Here is a 17,857-nt window from a genome sequence, read left to right as displayed (position 1 = left end):
ATGAATGTACTACAATCAATTATAACGACTATAAAAATTCTACTATTCATAGCTATTTTTACAAGTATTATCTATCTTTCTTTATACTGGTGCAAATACTTGGAAATTTTTAATATTAAAAACATATATATAACAGGAAATCACATCACATTAAAAGAAGATATACTAAAAATATCAAAAAAATATATATCACAAGATATATTTTTAATTCATACTGATTCACTTCAGAAATCGCTATCAGATCTACCATATGTCAAGGTCGCTTCCGTTTCAAAAATCTTCCCTTCAACAATACTTATAAGGATTGAAGAAAGGGAACCGTTAAGTTTCCTGAAACTTGACAGATTATACGTGGTAGATGAAGACCTTACACTTCTACCACTACCGAAAGCAAAAATACATTTAAATATTCCAATAATTAGCTACAATTCAGATAAAAAACTAAAAATCAGACTTTTACAAATGATTGAGAATAAAGATTTAGTAGAAGCTATACAACTTATAAAAAATGCAAAATATAATTATCCATCAATTTACAAACACTTATCAGAACTTGTAATTGAAGATAAAGAATTTAAATTAATAACAATAGATCAAGGCGTTCCAATATATCTTGGGAAAGGTAACTGGGATTATAAACTAAAAGTATTATCAAACTTTCAGCAAAAAGCAGGTATTAAAAATATCTACTCTAGCTTTCGTTACATTGATCTTAGATGGAAGAAACAAATTATAGTTAGAGAAAAAAGGACCAGAGGTTAAAAGACGAATGTACGACAATATCATAATGGCAGTTGATGCAGGAAGTCAAATGATAAAAGTTGTAATTGCAGAAATCAACGAACAGAGTGAGCCTACCATATTGGGTTTTGGAACAGCGAACTCCAGAGGGATAAAGAATGGCCAGGTAATTGATATTTTTGAAGCAACAGATAGTATATCAACGGCAATTGATAATGCAGAGAAAATGGCAAATCTGCATACTGAACTCTGTATCGCAACCTTATCAGGAGATCATATAAAAGGATTAAACACAAGTAGCGCTGTTATAATTGACGAACATTCATCTGATTCCGATTTACTTAAAACGGTAAATGAGGAAGATATAGACAAATTAATATCACACGCAAAGGCGATAGATTTGCCTGTTGATTGGAAAATATTACACCTTATTCCTCAAGAATTTGTTCTTGATAATCAATCGGGAATAAAAAATCCAATAAATCTGTCCTGCCGAAGACTTGAAGCCCGGATTCATTTAATTGCTTATAACTATACAAGTGCAATCAATTTAAAAAGGAGCATTGAAAATACAGGAGTAAAGGTGACACAATTCTTTTCCCATTCACTTGCTTCAGCATATGGAACATTATATAAAGATGAAATGGAATTAGGTGCCATTCTCATTGATATAGGAAGTGATAATACAAAACTATCGGTATTTTACTCAGGTGGAATCTATCAGACCAGTATTATAAATAATGCTGGCAAAAATATTACTACCGATATTGCCTATCTGATGCAGATCCCATTGAGTACAGCTGAAAATTTAAAAAAGGAATATGGATCAGCAATCCCAAATGAAAAGCACAAGGATAAGGAAATACAAATTGAACTTATAAACGGTTCAAAAATATCTATAACAAAGTATACTCTTGCCTCCTATATAGAACCAAGAGTAGAAGAAATCTTCAGTGATATAAAAAATGAATGCAGAAAGGCAAATTTAAATTTCTATAGAACCTTCCCTGTGGTAATTACTGGAGGAACAGCAAATCTTCAAAGAATTGATGAACTTGCAGAATTGGTCTTTGAAACGAAATCAAGAACAGGCTTACCCTATGGATTTAGTGAAATGCCCGATGAGCTAAAAAAGCCTGAATTTGCAGCGAGTCTAGGATTATTAAGATGCTTTGGTGAATTAAGTAAAAAATCACTAACACAAACAAAGTCTTTTAAGAAAAGAAAATTTAAATGGCTAGAAAATCTATTAAAAAAAATACTTTAAAATATTTAAAAGGAGGGAGTTATGTTATTCGAAATTGATGACTTTTCAAATCAAAAAGCAAGGATTAAGGTAATTGGAGTAGGTGGAGCAGGTGGAAATGCAATAAACAGAATGATTGAGCAAAATCTCTCTGGTGTCGAATTCATTGCTGTCAATACAGATGCCCAGGACCTGGAGTATAATAAAGCTTCGATTAAAATTCAAATTGGTAAGGAAATAACAAAAGGACTTGGTGCTGGTGCAGTTGCAGACATCGGGAAGCAGGCAATGGAAATGGATAGACAGCTTGTAGCTAATGCCATTAAAGACTCTGATATGGTCTTTATAACTGCAGGTATGGGAGGAGGTACTGGTACCGGAGCATCTCCCATTATTGCACAGATTGCAAAAGAGATTGGATTACTGACAATTGCAATTATTACAAAGCCCTTTCTGTTTGAAGGGTCCAGAAGAATGCAACGAGCTGAATCTGGTATTAAGGAATTAAGAAATTATGTTGACACTTTGATTGTAATCCCTAACCAAAGGCTTTTATCGATAGTTGATAGAAATACAAGCTTTAAAGAAGCCTTTAAGGTAGCTGATAGTGTACTACATCAAGCAACTCGTGGTATTTCAGACCTAATCAACAGACATGGGATAATCAACTTAGATTTTGCTGATGTCCGTACTATAATGAAAGATGCTGGCGATGCAGTAATGGGAACTGGAGTTGCAAAAGGTGAAGAAAGAGCCTCTCTCGCTGCCCAAATGGCTATATCTAGCCCACTGCTTGATGATGTAAGTATAAAAGGTGCCAGTGGAATATTGATAAATATAACTGGCGGTGAAAACCTCAATATTTTTGAAGTCAATGAAGCATGTCAGATTATAACTGAAGAGGCAGGAAAGGATGCGGAAATAATTTTTGGTGCGGTAATAGATGAAAGCCTAAAAGATGAAATTATGGTAACAGTTATTGCTACTGGATTCAATGGAAATATGAAAAAAGTTCAACAGGTTAACGAGGATATGAACGCAGAAGCATTTATTTCATCATTACAAAAGGAAATATCGTCTGATATAACGCCTGACGTTAAAAGAACAGAAAAACCTACGAATCTTACATTTTCGTTCGAGCAGGAAAAGCCAATTGCAGAAAGCGATTATATTCCATCCTTTCTTAAAAAGAAGATATATAAATAAAAAAAATGCCCTGGATTTTTTCCAGGGCATTTAAGAAAACTATATAAAATACTATGGACGAACTATATCTTTCTTCTTCAAGCATGACGCGCAAATTTTTATCCTCTTGACCTGACCATCTGGCAATTTTACTCTAATGCGCTGCAAATTGGGATTCCATACTCTCTTAGTTTTATTATTGGCATGACTTACATTATTTCCAAATAGAGGCTTTTTACCACAAACTTCACATACTTTCGACATTGCTTATCTCCTTCAATTTTCAAACGCAAATTTTATCAAATAATACTTTTATAAACAAATATAATATTTAAAATTTTATGGATTACTGGTATTATAAAATGAAATATTTACTCAAAATCGGTAATATAAAAATAAAACCACCCCTTGTACTTGCCCCTATGGCTGAGTATACTGATTTTACATCCCGTGCAATATGCAAAAAATATGGTGCAAAGCTTACTATATCCGAACTAGGATCACACATAACACTAAATAGTCTGAAAAATATCTGATATTTTCAAAAAGCGAAAGACCTTTTGGGATACAAATTTTTGGCAACGACCCAACTACGATTTCAGAAGCAGCAATAATATTATATGAAAATTATAAGCCTAATATAATAGATATTAATATGGGCTGTCCTGTAAAAAAGGTGTTCAAAAAGGGAGCTGGCGCAGCACTTTTAAAGGACATAGAAAAAGCCTACAAAATTTGTTATAAGACAGCCAAGAATGCCCCAGCCTCGGTCACAGTAAAAGCAAGAATAGGATGGGATTATAAAAACATAATTGCAGAAGAATTTATAAAAGCTATAACGTCTTGTGTTCACGAAGTCACCGATGTGGATTTCCCGAAGGGCAAGATAGCCTTACGGCAATTGCAAAATGAAGATTGCAATGTGCAAAAGTCAAATTTATTTCTGTCTACATTTTGAGTACAAAAGCCAAATCTGACAAAAAGCGATTTTGCATTTTTCAATTTGCACTCTGCATTCTGCATTGAGCCTTTGCGCTTAACGTCTTGTATTAACGAAGTCGCCGAAGGCGATTTACCGAAGGGTAAGATAGCCTTACGGCAATTGCAAAATGAAGATTGCAAAGTGCAAAAGTCAAATTTATTTCTGTATACATTTTGAGTACAAAAGCCAAATCTGACAAAAGGCGATTTTGCATTTTTCAATTTGCACTCTGCATTCTGCATTGAGCCTTTGCGCTTAACAATTCATGGTAGGACAGCAAAAGACCCGTATTCTAAACCTGCTGACTGAGATATAATAAAAAAGTTAAAGAGAGTTTCAAAAATCCCTGTAATAGGAAATGGAGATATACTTAATCTTCATATCTCAAAGAAATCCTTCGGATAAATTTTTACGTATCTAAAAATCATGAGCCCGAATTAATTAATAAAATTATGAAAAAGCACCTTTCCCAATATATTAATAAGGATACCAAACACATCAAAAATAAGAGATGCAATTACAAGATCAGATAATCTTAAAAAAACTGTTAGTATTCTAAAGTCATTGCAAATAATTAGGCGATCCTTATAGATATCAAAATGATTATTATTTTTAAATTAATTTATTAAATATAAATTTTTGTAGATAATTATTGTGAAAATTTTAAATTATAACCAAGGTTGGCTGATATGAAAGAAATATATTTTGAACCAGGTAGCGTTATAATCAAGGAAGGAGAAATTAGCTCAACTGCTTATATTTTAAAATCAGGAGTGGTAGAGGTTACAAAGAAAACAAATAGTGGAGAAATTAAACTTGCTGAAATAGAAGCCGAAAATATCTTCGGAGAATTGGGATTGATAGAAGATAGTCCCCGTACAGCATCGGTAAGAGCAAAGACAAAAGTAATAGTGGACGAAATAAAAAGAGAAGATTTTTCGAGAATTCTTGGAGACAAATCCAGGTTTGTAATTCCAATAATGAAAACCTTAATTGAAAGATTAAGACAGACTAATGAGCTTGTTGCAGAACTGGAAGATAAATTACGGATGGATGTAAAATCAATTTCAGAAAAAGATATTCCAACAATCACAATAGAAGGATTAACAGAAGAAAGTAAAAAAGCTCTTAGGGATAAAAAGATAGAAATCAAAAAATTCCCGTTTAAAATAGGGAGGGACACAAGACTAAGAAGCAAGGACATATTTATTGAAAATGACCTTTATATTGAGGATAAACCACCCTACAATGTATCAAGAAACCACATGTCCATTAATTATCTCAATGGAATATTCTATGTTCTTGATAGAGGTAGTAGTCTTGGCACAATTGTAAATGATAAAAAAATTGGGGGCGAAACAAATATTTATAAAACAGATCTAAAAGAGGGTGAAAACATAATAACATTGGGCAGCATCCGTTCACCATTTAAATTTAAAATAACTATTTGAACTAAATAATGGTACCAAGAAAAAATCTCTTAAGGGCAATTAAAAAAGCCTTAGCACAACCAGAATATGCTTTAATAAACCTCTTTCACAGACTAATGGGAGTTGGATTTTATCATTTATCCAACGGAAAAAGCTACTACCCAGAAACTATATCACTTTTTCTTACTTTTAAATGTAATCTGAGATGTTTCATGTGTGGGCAGTGGGGAGAGGATGGAGCATTTAAAAATTTTTCAAAAAGCGTCTTAAAGCTTATTCTAACAAAAGAGGATGTAGAAAGAACTGTAAAAGATGTAAAAATGCATAAAACCAATTTCACTTTATTTGGTGGCGAACCGATGCTTCATCCTGACTGGATTGAAATAGTAAAAATCATAAAAGGAAACGGATTAAGGTGTAATATAGTGACAAATGGCACACTTATAAAAAAATATGCCGTTGATATCGTAAACTCTGGAATAGATGAAATAATATTTTCTCTTGATGGTCCCGAGGAAATACATGATAAAATCAGAAGAGTGCCAGGAACTTTCAAAAAAACGATCGAGGGATTTAAATATCTTAACAATCTAAAGAAGAAGTACGGCAAAAAAAAACCAGTCGTAAACATAAACACTACGATAAATGAATTAAACTATAAAAATCTTGAAGAAATAATTAAAGTAGCAGAGTCAATCGGCACAAAAATGATAACATTTCATCACCTACTTTTCTTAAAAAAACACACGGTTATTAATTTTATAAATTTTTTTGAAAAAAAATTTGGACAGAAGCCTACTGATTGGATTGGATTTGCCTACGGAAATCCAGTAGCTATTGATGCTGAATATTTAATAAGCCAAATTGAAACAATAAAACAAAAGAAATATAACATTGGCGTCTCTTTCTTTCCTAATCTATCAATAGAAGAAATAAGAGATTGGTACTCAGGCGGAGAGTTTATATCTAAGACATACAAAAACAGATGTATGAGTCTCTGGATGACTGCATATATTTTTCCCGATGGTAGCATCAGGCCATACCATACAATGAATTATACAATCGGCAATATTAGGCATAATAGCTTTCGTAAAATCTGGAACTCAAAAAAATATACCGAATACCGTGCATATATTAAAAAAGTAAAAAAATTCCCTGTATGTTCTAAAGGTTGCACAGAATTCTTCCGATATTAGAGGTATGTATTTGTTAGTTAATTGACTAACCACTTTTTTATCATTAAATTAAAAGAGCGAGGTTATTAAAAAATGAAAAAAATACTTGTAGTAGATGATGAGTTAGAAATTATCGAATTACTAAAGGAGTTCCTTAAAGAAAGAGGATATCAGGTAGATTCTGCACAATCGGCAAGTGAAACATATGAAAAGATTACTTCTTTTCAACCGGACATAATACTGCTTGACATAAGACTCCCAGATGCCAGCGGTATTGATGTTTTAAAAAAAGTAAAAGAGTTAAACTCGAAAATTGACGTTATTATGGTTACCGGTGTAATAGACAAAAAAACAGCTTTAAAGGCAATGGAAATGGGTGCTTCAGATTATGTAGTAAAACCAATTGATCTTGAATATCTGGAAACCAGTATACTTGCAAAACTTATATACAAATGATATAAATTGTAGGCAGGCATGAAATCCAAAGAATATTTTATTATTCTAATACTAAATTTAAGTATTAATATGCTATTATTTTCTCAGAATAGTGTTGATTATGCAATCAACGATGAAAATTATCCTATTCATCCAGGTGATAAGCTTGAAATACTTTACGTTGATATAGGACGTGATGGTTCACCAATCGAAAGGTCCAATATTTACACTGTAAACTCCGATGGCTATATTCTGCATGAATTAATTGGATATATAAAAGTATCAGGATATACATCGCCAGAATTGACGATTCTTTTACGGGATAAGTTCAGCAAATACTTTAATGACCCTAAAGTAAGGCTATCAATATATCAGAAAAGAAAGATAAGTGTACTGTTATACGGAGAGGTATACAACCCAGGCGTATATTCTATAACCCCGGATACTAGAGTGGCAGAATTTATTATCCAGAAAGGGGGAACTACTCCCGACGCTGACATTACAAAAATTATAATTAGTAGAAGAGATGGTTCTACACTCTTTTTTAATATGGATAAATACATTTTTTCAAACGACCAATCGCAGAATGTAATATTACAGGAAGGTGATAAAATAATTGTACCAAGGGTTTCGCCAGAGGAATTATTTAAAACTGGGACAAAAAATTATATTCTAAAATACGGAAACGTAATAGAGCTAACTTTATCAGAAGCAGAGTTAAGTGGGAAATCAAGTGAAACACCCGATATTTACACAATAGATGAAAATGGAAACATTTACCATAATCTATTAGGAGCAGTTAAAATTGGTGGACTTACCATAAAAAAAGCAGAAGACAAAATTAGAGAAATAGCAAAAAACTACTATTCAAACCCCTATGTCAATATAAATGTCAAGGAGATAAGCTCCAGAAATGTATTTGTTTTTGGAGCAGTAAACCGACCTGGCGTCTATCCTATAAGAGGAAATGTTAGGGTTGCTGAATTTTTAGCACAAATAGGAGGTTTGACTAGCGATGCAGATTATAAAAAAATAACTATTACAAGGGCTAATGGTAAAATAATACATTTTAATATGCACGATTATCTATACAAAAGAGATGATAGAAGAAATGTTTTAATTGAAAATGGCGATAGAATTATAGTACCCAGCAGAAAACAGAGTTTTCTATATCAATTTGCAGAAAAGATTGACCCACTTAGAACAATCATAAATCTTATTTATGCGTCGACAATAACTTATTTAATTTTAAAAGGTAAGATTTAAATGAGTAAATTATGCCACAATATGAATTAAGTTTAAGAGATTATTGGCGAATAATAAAAAAGAAACGCATTATTGTAATTACAACGGTAATATTGTTGGGAATGTTTAGTTTTATCTTCGCCTTAATGAATAGACCTGAACCAATTTATCAAGCTGTAGCAAGCTTAAAAATAGAGAAAATAACTTCTTTAGCCGGACTATATAACTACTATTGGAGTGGCGGCGACGACCTTGCTACAAGGGCAGAAGAAATAAAAAGCTATCCGATAATTGAGAAAGCAGCTCAAGCTATGGGCTTAATTGATTCAAATTTAACATCGGACGAAATTCGCAATAATCCAAAACTGTTTTCTATTATTTTAAGACTTAAAGGGAAAGTAAAAACAGAGCAAGAAGGTTATACCAATATAATAAATATTCTTGTAAAAAGCCCCAACCCATATGAAGCAAGAGATCTTGCTAATGCACTTGCAAAAGTCTATGTTAAAGAGAGTTTCAAAGAAAGAAATAAACAGATTACTCAAGCATTGGAAACAATAAAAACCCAACTTGACAATGCTAAAAGAGCAATGGAAGAAACAGAGCGAAAGGTCAGAGAATATAGATCTAAACATAGATTTATTACTCTTGATAATAGTTCTTCAAGGCTACTGGCTGAGCTAACAAAAGTTGAAGCAGATTTAGATGCAATAAGAAATGATATTAAACAGATAGACAATCTTATTGCTGAAATAAACTCAAATCCTGATTATTTATATTACACTTCAGTAAAAGTCATGTTAAATAATCCTACACCACTACTAAACTCTCTTCAAGCCCGGCTAAGTAATCTGCAAGATCGTCTCCAACAATATTCAAATTATTACACTGAAGAGCACCCAATCATTAAAAATATAAAATCCCAGATTTCAAGTTTAAAAAATAGATTCGTAGAAGAATTAAAAGCTTATAGAAAATCATTGTTGAATAACGAACAGATATTATATGAAAAATGGAAAAATTTGGACGAAGAATATAGAAATCTCCCATTATATGCCTTAACACTTGCTGACCTAGAAAGGGAATTAAGCGTAAACACAAAAATATATGAAGAACTTCAATTAAAATATCAAGATGCTTTAATTCGGAAATCCGAAATGGTCCAGGAGGTTTATCTTTTAAGACCTGCTTTCCTCCCTACTTCTCCAATCAATCCATCGAATGTAGGTCCTACAACTGCAGTTGGTATTGTTCTTGGTCTTATTCTTGGCGTTATTCTGGCTTTTGTTGCAGAAACCCTGGATACCACCTTTTCTACTATTGATGAAATCGAGAAAACACTTGACACAACAGTTCTCGGAGTTATTCCTCATGTTGATATGGAAGAACATATAAAATCTCTTGAATCTAAAATAACTACCCCTATTACTCAGGACATTCTGGAAATGCAAGCGCGTGTCGTCTCGCATTTTAATCCAAAAAGCACAATGGCTGAAGCTTTTAGATCTTTAAGAACTAACATTCACTTCGGATTAATGGACAAGGGTTATAAAACAATTTCTATTACAAGTTCTGTCGCAGCAGAAGGAAAAACAACCATTGCAGTTAATCTGGCTGTATCGATGGCTCAGATTGGATTAAACACACTTTTAATTGAGGCAGATCTTAGAAGACCAAAAATCTCAAAAATCTTTGGTATTGATAGAGAACCAGGACTCACAGATATAATCTTAAAAAGAGCAGAACCCGATGAAACCATAAGAACAATGTCGGATTTGATAACAGGAACTATGGCAACTGAAATTCTAAGCGACGAATCTATCCCTGGAATAGAGTACTTAAATATTCTCCCCGCAGGGAAATCAGAAAGAAATCCCTCTGAGATACTTGCCTCAAGATTTATAGATGAACTTATAGAAAATCTCAAAAACAAATATGACATAATAATTCTTGACACATCACCAATTATGCAAGCGACAGATGCCACTATACTGAGTACTAAAGTTGACACCACAATAATCGCCTACTATCAGGGAAAAGTATCAAGAGGTACACTCAGAAGAGCAAAATCACAACTTGATATGTTAAAGTCAGACGTCATGGGAGTTGTTATAAACGGTATGAGAGCAGATGTAAGTGCTGATTACTATACATATAAGTATTCCTATGAATATTACTATACATACGGAAGTGAAGAGGAAGAGCAAAAAAATAAAATCGTTGCTTTCCTTAAAAGGCAATTTCTTAAGCCACCAACTAGCCCTTCCGATACTTTCCTTAAAAGGCTACGAAAACTAAAAATCATGGGATTGAGTGTAGTATTAATATCACTTATATTAATGGGCTCTATGTTAATAAATTTGATTAAAAAAACAGAAAGTCAAAAGGCACTGCCTCCGAACCTTGTAAGTAAAGACACTTCTTTAACTGTTAAAACTCAGAGCGGAATCCCCCCAATAAGTCAGCCGGCAAGCCAGACAAAAAAAGAGCAAGAAATTATACACACGGAGCAAATTGATAAGAAAGGACAAATCTCACAGCAGACAATCACAGCCTTGCAACAAACAGTCACGAAACCCTACAGAATAGAATACATTAACGAGGATAACTTACAAATAAACAAATTACAAAGTTTCAAGAGTAAAATCATAAAATTAAATAGACCATTTACCCTGCTAATTAAATCATTTTCAGATGAAGAGGAAGCCATAAATTATAAAAACGAGCTATCAAATATTGGAATAGATGCAGTTATTATTCCAAATTTTCAAATTTCCGGTTTTAACAAATTTCTGGTATGCTTTGGTAACTTCTCAACACCAGAAGAGGCAAAATCAGCGGCACCAACATTAATGTTTCACGGTATAATGGGTAAATTTATTCCATTAAATCTAGGCTATACAATCTTTATCGGCGAATATAAATCCCTATCAAAAGCAAAAGGGAAACTTCAGAATTTGAAATATGATGAATTTGCCAATATTAAAAAAATCTATAATAATTCTGGAGAAATTAAAGGATATAGATTATATCTTGGAAGATTTAAAAATACTGAAATGGCAGAAAACTTTCTATTTTCACAATTAAATTCTATAATTAACCAAGCAAAATGATTACAAAAAGGAAACATAAGAGAAGAATGACCTATTATGAAAAGAAGACTATTATTTTTACTGTTACCATTGCAATTCCAATAGGTTTTCTATTGAGTATAACTACGACAAAACTTCCAAATATCATGGAATATGCCTATAATAGAATGAGCAATGGTAAAAACATTAATTACGATGGTTCAGCAGTAAAAAAAGAAACTGCATTACAAAAGCAATATGAAGAAACCTATAGAAAAAAATTAAATCCAGACTGGGATAAAGAATATAAAACTATTTTGTACAATAGCAAAACTGACAGTCTATAGAATGCGCAATACTATTTTACAGGAAAATCAAATAAATAAAATAGTAATAATATTAACTATTCCAATTACTCTTCTTATTGCCTATCTTCTTATTAAAATCGATCCTGTTTTTGCTATTGTAGCTGCAATTGGAGGGGGTATATTAATATTCACTTTTATAAATACTGACTTTGCAATATACATCCTGATATTCTCAATGCTACTATCTCCTGAACTTGGAGCAAGAACCACAAGGGGAGAAGGAATTACAATTAGAATCGACGATATAATATTATCAGTAATAATATTTACATGGTTAGCCAAAATGGCAATCTATAAGGAACTTGGGATTTTTCGAAAAACTCCCCTTAATGTCCCAATATCTTACTACTTGATAGCATGTTTCATCGCAACTGCCCTCGGTGTATTAGCAGGTAGAGTTAATCCGCTAAGGGGTGCATTTTTCATCCTTAAATATATTGAGTATTTCATGATTTATTTCATGGTGGCTAATCAGGTTCACTCTAAAAAACAGGTAGAACGATTTATTATCTCCATGCAGATAACTTTTTTACTGGTAATTTTAATCGCGTTGTCACAAATACCCACAGGTCAAAGACTTACGGCACCATTTGAAGGTCAGGAAGGTGAACCTAATACACTAGGAGGATATATTCTCCTTTTAATGTCTCTAAATATGAGTCTTATATTAAATTTACCTCCAAAGTCTTATCCAAGACCCATATTAAGAAAATTATTGAGTTTTGTTACCTTATTATCAATAGTACCATTATTACTTACTAACTCAAGAGGATCATGGCTTGCAACGGTTCCAGTAATTATTAGCTATATTATAATCAGCAAAAGAAGGTACATAGTGCTTGCTTTTACCGTGGCATTTATCTTTCTTGCACCATATATTCTACCGCAAACGGTGGTAGATCGAATCAAATACACGTTTAAGGAACAACAGGGATGGGCAAGGAGTCTTCAAGAAGAGCTACCAGGCGGAATAGTTGTTGATCCATCCGCATCTGAACGCCTAAGAAGCTGGAAAAAGGCTTTCAGGGATATAAAAAAGCACCCTCTTTTTGGGTATGGAATTACAGGCTGGCGCTTTCTTGACGCCCAGTTTATTAGAGTTATGATTGAAACTGGACTGGTAGGACTCGCTACATTTATTTATCTTTTATATTCAATAATAAAACAAACAAAAAAAATGAAGGATGAAACAAAAATACCTTTTTTTAAAGCCATAGCTCAGGGCTTTATTATTGGCACTGTTGCAATGATCTTTCATTCAATTGGTGCAAATACATTTATTATAGTAAGGATTATGGAACCATATTGGTTATTATGCGGATTAGTACAGTCGTTCCCAACTATTGAAAAAGAAGAAAAGAGAATATTGAAAAGTATTGAAGATGAAATTAAAATGGTAAAACTCGGGACTGTCTAACATGAAAAGTATCAGCTTAGATTCAATGCCAATAAGGAATGAAGACATACTAGAAAAGGAAGTAGATGACGGAATAATTTTATATAACCCTAATGAAGAAAAAATATTTTCTCTGAACAATACCGCTGCTTATATCTGGACTCTATGCGATGGCAAGAACACAGTTTCAAACATAATAAACTCACTAAAAGAAGATTTTAACAATATAAATGACGGTATAATTGACATAGTTAAAAACTCGATTAAGGAAATGATAGACAATCATCTTGTAAAACTTAAAGAAAAATGAAAACAATCAATATTAAAATCGCAAACGCAAACATAACCATCGCAATCGAAGATGAAATAGCACCGTTAATAAGGGAATATGTTTTTAAGTATCACTCAAGATATACCAATAAGAAAGACGAACCAAAATACATAATACAAAAAGAATGTGATAAATATGTAATCACAAAAAACAATAGAGTAGTTAACCGAAACCGAAAAATATCAAACATTGTCTATGATATTGAAACTAAGATAATCAACGAATTCCTCACAAAAAACAAAGATAAACTTATTATACATTCAGCATGTCTAATAAAAGATGGTAAAGCACATTTGTTTGCTGGACCGGCAAAATCAGGAAAAACAACACTGAGTATATTTTTAGCAAATCACGATTATCTATTTGCAGGTGACGAATTTGTTATGATAGATCTTAAGAAGAAAAGAATATACCCCGTCGTGAGAAATATTATTTTAAAGCCAAGAATTAATAATGATATAATTGAAATGTTCAATTTACCTGACGATAAACTTTTAAAAGTATCTGGATATATTTATCTCGATCCATCCTATTTTGGAAAAATAGCGAAAATAAAATTTTATCCAATTGAAAAAATTTTCTTTATAGACACTTTTTATGAAACAAGAACAAAAAAACCAGGTGCTGTTGACATTTTCAATAACTTTATTGAAGTAGTATATAATCCCTATAATATAAGAAGACGACTATTAGAATCTATCAACGATCTTTTAACCCTTGCTGAATACCGCCTTATGAAATTTAAGCATCCCTTTTTTCTTAATGATGAAGAAGAAGCTACCCTTTTTAAAAATTTAGAATAGATAAAATGATACACGAATACAGAGAACTATTATGTGAAAACAATAGAATAGAAGCCTTTAGAAATTCAATATTTCAGGTTGTTAATAATAGCACTGTAATTGCTGAAATTGGAACTGCTTTAGGTACGTATTCATTTTTCTCGGCAATGGCAGGAGCAAAGGCTACATATGCAATCGAAGAAACTGATTTGATTGAAGTTGCAAAGACTATCGCCAGAAATAATGGAATGTATGAAAGAATAACCTTTTTGAAAGGGCACTCAACAGAAATTGAATTACCCGAAACTGTTGATTATATTATTTTTGAAGATTATACACCAGTTTTTTTGTATCCTGGATTGAAAAACGTTATAGTCGATGCAAAAAAACGCTTTCTAAAAAAGAATGGATCTTTTATTCCATATCAATTTGAAATAAAAATAGCCCTTTGCCAGGCAAATTCTTTTTACAAAAAACTTGATATAATGAGAAGTACAGAGGATCGCTTATATGAGATAGATTGGAGCTATACAACAAAACTAGCCTTTAACCTGCCCTACTACCTCGATGATGAAAACATACAATTACTAAGTAAAGAAAAATGTATAAAAAAGATAAACATAAATTCGGATGAAGAATTTACATTCAAATTTAAAGGAGATATTGTTGTAACACATAATGGAATACTTCACGGGATTGTAGCATGGTGGGATTGTATCTTCCCCATTGACAATAAGTTTTCCAATTCACCTCTTAAAGGAATATCAAGCTGGGGACAAATGTTTTTTCCTTTTAGGCATACAATGAATGTAAAGAAAGGAGAGTATGTTACAGTGACTCTTTTATCGTACGAATCACCCAGAACTGACGAAATAAATTTTAAGTGGGCAGTAACTTATAAGGACATACATCAAGAATTCAATACATTTAAGAATTCTTTCATAGCCCCCTCCTTTCTCGTACCAACTGGAAAGGAGTATAAATTATCTCTAAATAAAAAAGGGGAGTTTTTATTAAATATCATCCAGAGTGTTGATAGATACTCATCGGTAGACGAAATATATAGAAAAATCTATGATTCTGATTTATCCATCAAAGATAAAAAAGAATTAACAAAGCTACTAATAGAATTAATAAATACTTCCCTATGAATCATCCCCTAAAAACCATTTTCAACCTTATTACCAGTAAAACTGTAGCTTTAAAACCCATCGAGATAGAAAATAATTTTGAATACTTTGAAAACTATGAAATACTACCCTTTATCGCCTATCATGTTGAGCAGAAAAGTATTAAATTAAATTCAGGTATTCTAAGCCAACTTTTACAGAATTCAAGGGAATTAGATATCCTCAGAAAAAAATATTTTAAAGCTGAATTAAGAAATTTCTTAGAAATTCTGCAGGGTGAAGAATTAATAATTTTTAAAGGTGGTATCCAATTGATTAGTCCATACTGGAATAACTATGATGGTTACCTTCCAAAAGACATTGATCTATTGCTCAAAAGAAATAGAAAGGAAAAAATTATTAAATTGATCTTTAAAAATTATCAAATAGTTTCAGAAAATTATAATCGAACAGTTATCCAGACAAAAGACAGAATGGTAACTTTTGATCTTCATTTCTTCCCTGTTAACAATGTTCCCGAAAATTCTATAATTGAATATCTAATAAAATCCTGCAACTTTTATGATTTTGATAAATTCAAAATTCTTATCCCCTCTTTTAATATATCTCTCGTATATAGACTATATCATACCTTTTATCATCATAACGACTTTCTCCCTATACATCCTTTTGACATTATTGATATATATTATCTTCTAAAAAAATCACTGGAATATGAAAATTTATCTACCACGATTTCAATTATAGATAATTTCCATTTGATGCACACGTTTATACCTATTTACAAATTCCTTAAAGAAAAAATAAGATTAAACCTTCCCTCAATAAACTATATAAATATACCAGAGAAACTCATATCGATATTATTTACAGAAATTTCTTACCCAGCTTTTCTATATTATGCATTTGCAAGGAATATTCTTCTTAAAATGAAAAAGTCAGATTCAACATCAAATTCTGACTTCTATAAACTTATTCAATATCGCATATATCCCGAAATAAAATGCGATTATAATAATTTAGCATCGAGATTTTTTCATCTTATCAAGGCAATCTTGTCATCAATATTGGCTGAATTTTACTACCAGAAAAAACTATAGAACTATTTCGATCTTTATGTAAATAATTAAGCGCCATTTTTCAATGAACATAAATTTTATCTTGACACCTATTAATACCTGTTTTACAAAATGCAATTACGAATCTGGGTTTTTACATCAGGGATTAAAGACAAAACAACTCTCTTCTATAATTAAGTTGAAATAGGGATAAATTCTTTGCAAATTAAAGATTAAATGATTTGATGTTAGCAGCTGTGACTGACAAAAGCGGAGCTGTAGAAATATATTTTTATTTTAATAAAGGAAATATAGCTTCTGCAAACCTTTAAATTTAAAATAAAATCTAATGAGGATTAGATGAGCCTAAATAAATATGATGCATGGGGAAGAGTTGTTTACCATATTCCTGATAATAGCCTGGTATTAGATGTAGGTTGTTCCAAAGGTCATGTTGCAAAATTGTTGTGCGAGAAAAACTGCGATGTAACTGGTATAGAAATCAACAAAAACGATGCTGAATTCGCAAAACGTTATTGTAGCAAAGTTATAGTTGGGGATGTCGAAACATTAGATACTCTCCCCTTTCCAGTTAACTATTTCGATGTCATCTTATTTGGAGATATCCTTGAACATTTAAAAAATCCAGAAAAAACATTAAAGAAATTCGTCCTTTATTTAAAAAACGAAGGACGAATTGTCGCCTCAATGCCAAATGTAGCTAACTGGGCTATACGATTAAATTTATTATTTGGCAGGTTTGATTATCAGAAAAACGGTATATTATCAAAATACCATTTGAGATTTTTTACACTTAAAACAATAAAGCAAATATTCAATAATGCAGGATTAAAAATAATCGAAATAGATGTAACTCCTGGACTTCATTTACTAACATTATACAATGCTCTAATAGGTAGATTGCTATCTAAAATCCCTGGTTATGATCTTTTCACTTATTCACTAACTAAATTATTTAAAACATTCTTCTCGCAACAATTCATAGTTATAGCTAAAAAATATAATATTGAAAAAATGAAAAGTCGTAATAAACGTCTTGTATTCACGAAGTCGCCGAAGGCGATTTCCCGAAGGGCAAGATAGCCTTACGGCAATTGCAAAATGAAGATTGCAAAGTGCAAAAGTCAAATTTATTTCTGTCTACATTTTGAATACAAAAGCCAAATCTGACAAAAGGCGATTTTGCATTTTTCAATTTGCATTTTGCATTCTGCATTGAGGCTTTGCGCTTAACGTCTTGTATTAACGTAGTCGCTGAAGG

At 31.9% G+C, this 17,857-nt stretch carries 18 protein-coding genes; 17 read left to right on the top strand and 1 reads right to left on the bottom strand.

What is annotated here, in order from left to right:
• The 3 genes from H0Z29_06085 to ftsZ are packed head-to-tail and all read left to right on the top strand — an operon-like array spanning position 1 to position 3,193.
• Complete coding sequence (locus H0Z29_06085; GenBank protein MBO8131072.1) at positions 1–762, top strand: FtsQ-type POTRA domain-containing protein; 762 nt, start codon at positions 1–3, stop codon at positions 760–762.
• A 7-nt stretch (positions 763–769) separates the two neighbouring features.
• Positions 770–2,008 carry a cell division protein FtsA gene (gene ftsA, locus H0Z29_06080; GenBank protein ID MBO8131071.1) on the top strand — a complete coding sequence of 413 codons (1,239 nt, stop codon included), beginning with the start codon at positions 770–772 and terminating at the stop codon, positions 2,006–2,008.
• Between the two features lie 21 nt (positions 2,009–2,029).
• Entirely contained in the window at positions 2,030–3,193 is a 1,164-nt protein-coding gene (ftsZ, locus tag H0Z29_06075; protein ID MBO8131070.1) for a cell division protein FtsZ, read from the top strand.
• A 51-nt stretch (positions 3,194–3,244) separates the two neighbouring features.
• On the opposite strand, the gene H0Z29_06070 is transcribed toward ftsZ, so the two are convergent.
• Positions 3,245–3,436, bottom strand: coding sequence for a 50S ribosomal protein L28 (locus H0Z29_06070; GenBank protein ID MBO8131069.1), 192 nt, complete (start codon positions 3,434–3,436; stop codon positions 3,245–3,247).
• 98 nt (positions 3,437–3,534) lie between these two features.
• On the opposite strand from H0Z29_06070, the gene H0Z29_06065 reads away from it, so the two are divergent.
• The 14 genes from H0Z29_06065 (at position 3,535) to H0Z29_06000 (ending at position 17,679) form a co-directional block, all read left to right on the top strand.
• A complete protein-coding gene (locus H0Z29_06065; protein ID MBO8131068.1) occupies positions 3,535–3,708 on the top strand; it encodes a hypothetical protein in 174 nt (57 codons plus the stop codon).
• Entirely contained in the window at positions 3,705–4,130 is a 426-nt protein-coding gene (locus H0Z29_06060; GenBank protein ID MBO8131067.1) for a tRNA-dihydrouridine synthase family protein, read from the top strand. Before H0Z29_06065 ends, H0Z29_06060 begins: the two co-directional genes overlap by 4 nt.
• 713 nt (positions 4,131–4,843) lie before the next feature.
• A complete protein-coding gene (locus tag H0Z29_06055; GenBank protein MBO8131066.1) occupies positions 4,844–5,605 on the top strand; it encodes a cyclic nucleotide-binding domain-containing protein in 762 nt (253 codons plus the stop codon).
• Between the two features lie 8 nt (positions 5,606–5,613).
• Positions 5,614–6,780, top strand: coding sequence for a radical SAM protein (locus H0Z29_06050; protein ID MBO8131065.1), 1,167 nt, complete (start codon positions 5,614–5,616; stop codon positions 6,778–6,780).
• Between the two features lie 72 nt (positions 6,781–6,852).
• Positions 6,853–7,215, top strand: a complete 363-nt coding sequence (locus H0Z29_06045; GenBank protein ID MBO8131064.1) for a response regulator — start codon at positions 6,853–6,855, stop codon at positions 7,213–7,215.
• 18 nt (positions 7,216–7,233) lie between these two features.
• Positions 7,234–8,460, top strand: a complete 1,227-nt coding sequence (locus H0Z29_06040; GenBank protein ID MBO8131063.1) for a polysaccharide biosynthesis/export family protein — start codon at positions 7,234–7,236, stop codon at positions 8,458–8,460.
• Between the two features lie 11 nt (positions 8,461–8,471).
• Positions 8,472–11,552, top strand: coding sequence for a polysaccharide biosynthesis tyrosine autokinase (locus tag H0Z29_06035; protein ID MBO8131062.1), 3,081 nt, complete (start codon positions 8,472–8,474; stop codon positions 11,550–11,552).
• Between the two features lie 26 nt (positions 11,553–11,578).
• The gene (locus tag H0Z29_06030; GenBank protein MBO8131061.1) at positions 11,579–11,857 is read left to right on the top strand and encodes a hypothetical protein; all 279 of its coding nucleotides are present in this window, start codon (positions 11,579–11,581) and stop codon (positions 11,855–11,857) included.
• A 1-nt stretch (position 11,858) separates the two neighbouring features.
• On the top strand, positions 11,859–13,295 hold the full coding sequence (locus tag H0Z29_06025) for an O-antigen ligase family protein (protein MBO8131060.1): 1,437 nt from the start codon (positions 11,859–11,861) through the stop codon (positions 13,293–13,295).
• A 1-nt stretch (position 13,296) separates the two neighbouring features.
• A complete protein-coding gene (locus H0Z29_06020; GenBank protein ID MBO8131059.1) occupies positions 13,297–13,584 on the top strand; it encodes a PqqD family peptide modification chaperone in 288 nt (95 codons plus the stop codon).
• Complete coding sequence (locus H0Z29_06015) at positions 13,581–14,408, top strand: hypothetical protein (protein ID MBO8131058.1); 828 nt, start codon at positions 13,581–13,583, stop codon at positions 14,406–14,408. Before H0Z29_06020 ends, H0Z29_06015 begins: the two co-directional genes overlap by 4 nt.
• 5 nt (positions 14,409–14,413) lie before the next feature.
• Positions 14,414–15,538, top strand: a complete 1,125-nt coding sequence (locus H0Z29_06010) for a hypothetical protein (GenBank protein MBO8131057.1) — start codon at positions 14,414–14,416, stop codon at positions 15,536–15,538.
• Positions 15,535–16,617 carry a nucleotidyltransferase family protein gene (locus tag H0Z29_06005; GenBank protein ID MBO8131056.1) on the top strand — a complete coding sequence of 361 codons (1,083 nt, stop codon included), beginning with the start codon at positions 15,535–15,537 and terminating at the stop codon, positions 16,615–16,617. Before H0Z29_06010 ends, H0Z29_06005 begins: the two co-directional genes overlap by 4 nt.
• Positions 16,618–16,935: 318 nt before the next feature.
• Positions 16,936–17,679 (top strand): class I SAM-dependent methyltransferase, encoded by a 744-nt coding sequence (locus H0Z29_06000; protein MBO8131055.1) that lies wholly within the window; start codon positions 16,936–16,938, stop codon positions 17,677–17,679.
• The last annotated feature ends 178 nt before the right edge of the window (positions 17,680–17,857 follow it).

Source organism: Candidatus Neomarinimicrobiota bacterium, from assembly GCA_017656425.1.
Taxonomy (GTDB): Bacteria; Fidelibacterota; UBA2242; order UBA2242; family B5-G15; genus JACDNV01.
This window is presented reverse-complemented; position numbering and strand designations above follow the sequence as displayed.

Bases quoted from the DNA above. Each gene is read 5' to 3' on its own strand.
- H0Z29_06015 (MBO8131058.1), top strand. From the start codon at position 13,581: ATGAAAACAATCAATATTAAAATCGCAAACGCAAACATAACCATCGCA.
- H0Z29_06040 (MBO8131063.1), top strand. From the start codon at position 7,234: ATGAAATCCAAAGAATATTTTATTATTCTAATACTAAATTTAAGTATT.
- H0Z29_06045 (MBO8131064.1), top strand. From the start codon at position 6,853: ATGAAAAAAATACTTGTAGTAGATGATGAGTTAGAAATTATCGAATTA.
- H0Z29_06025 (MBO8131060.1), top strand. From the start codon at position 11,859: ATGCGCAATACTATTTTACAGGAAAATCAAATAAATAAAATAGTAATA.
- H0Z29_06000 (MBO8131055.1), top strand. From the start codon at position 16,936: ATGAGCCTAAATAAATATGATGCATGGGGAAGAGTTGTTTACCATATT.
- H0Z29_06065 (MBO8131068.1), top strand. From the start codon at position 3,535: ATGAAATATTTACTCAAAATCGGTAATATAAAAATAAAACCACCCCTT.
- H0Z29_06035 (MBO8131062.1), top strand. From the start codon at position 8,472: ATGCCACAATATGAATTAAGTTTAAGAGATTATTGGCGAATAATAAAA.
- H0Z29_06085 (MBO8131072.1), top strand. From the start codon at position 1: ATGAATGTACTACAATCAATTATAACGACTATAAAAATTCTACTATTC.
- ftsA (MBO8131071.1), top strand. From the start codon at position 770: ATGTACGACAATATCATAATGGCAGTTGATGCAGGAAGTCAAATGATA.
- ftsZ (MBO8131070.1), top strand. From the start codon at position 2,030: ATGTTATTCGAAATTGATGACTTTTCAAATCAAAAAGCAAGGATTAAG.
- H0Z29_06010 (MBO8131057.1), top strand. From the start codon at position 14,414: ATGATACACGAATACAGAGAACTATTATGTGAAAACAATAGAATAGAA.
- H0Z29_06030 (MBO8131061.1), top strand. From the start codon at position 11,579: ATGACCTATTATGAAAAGAAGACTATTATTTTTACTGTTACCATTGCA.
- H0Z29_06050 (MBO8131065.1), top strand. From the start codon at position 5,614: ATGGTACCAAGAAAAAATCTCTTAAGGGCAATTAAAAAAGCCTTAGCA.
- H0Z29_06005 (MBO8131056.1), top strand. From the start codon at position 15,535: ATGAATCATCCCCTAAAAACCATTTTCAACCTTATTACCAGTAAAACT.
- H0Z29_06055 (MBO8131066.1), top strand. From the start codon at position 4,844: ATGAAAGAAATATATTTTGAACCAGGTAGCGTTATAATCAAGGAAGGA.
- H0Z29_06070 (MBO8131069.1), bottom strand. From the start codon at position 3,436: ATGTCGAAAGTATGTGAAGTTTGTGGTAAAAAGCCTCTATTTGGAAAT.
- H0Z29_06020 (MBO8131059.1), top strand. From the start codon at position 13,297: ATGAAAAGTATCAGCTTAGATTCAATGCCAATAAGGAATGAAGACATA.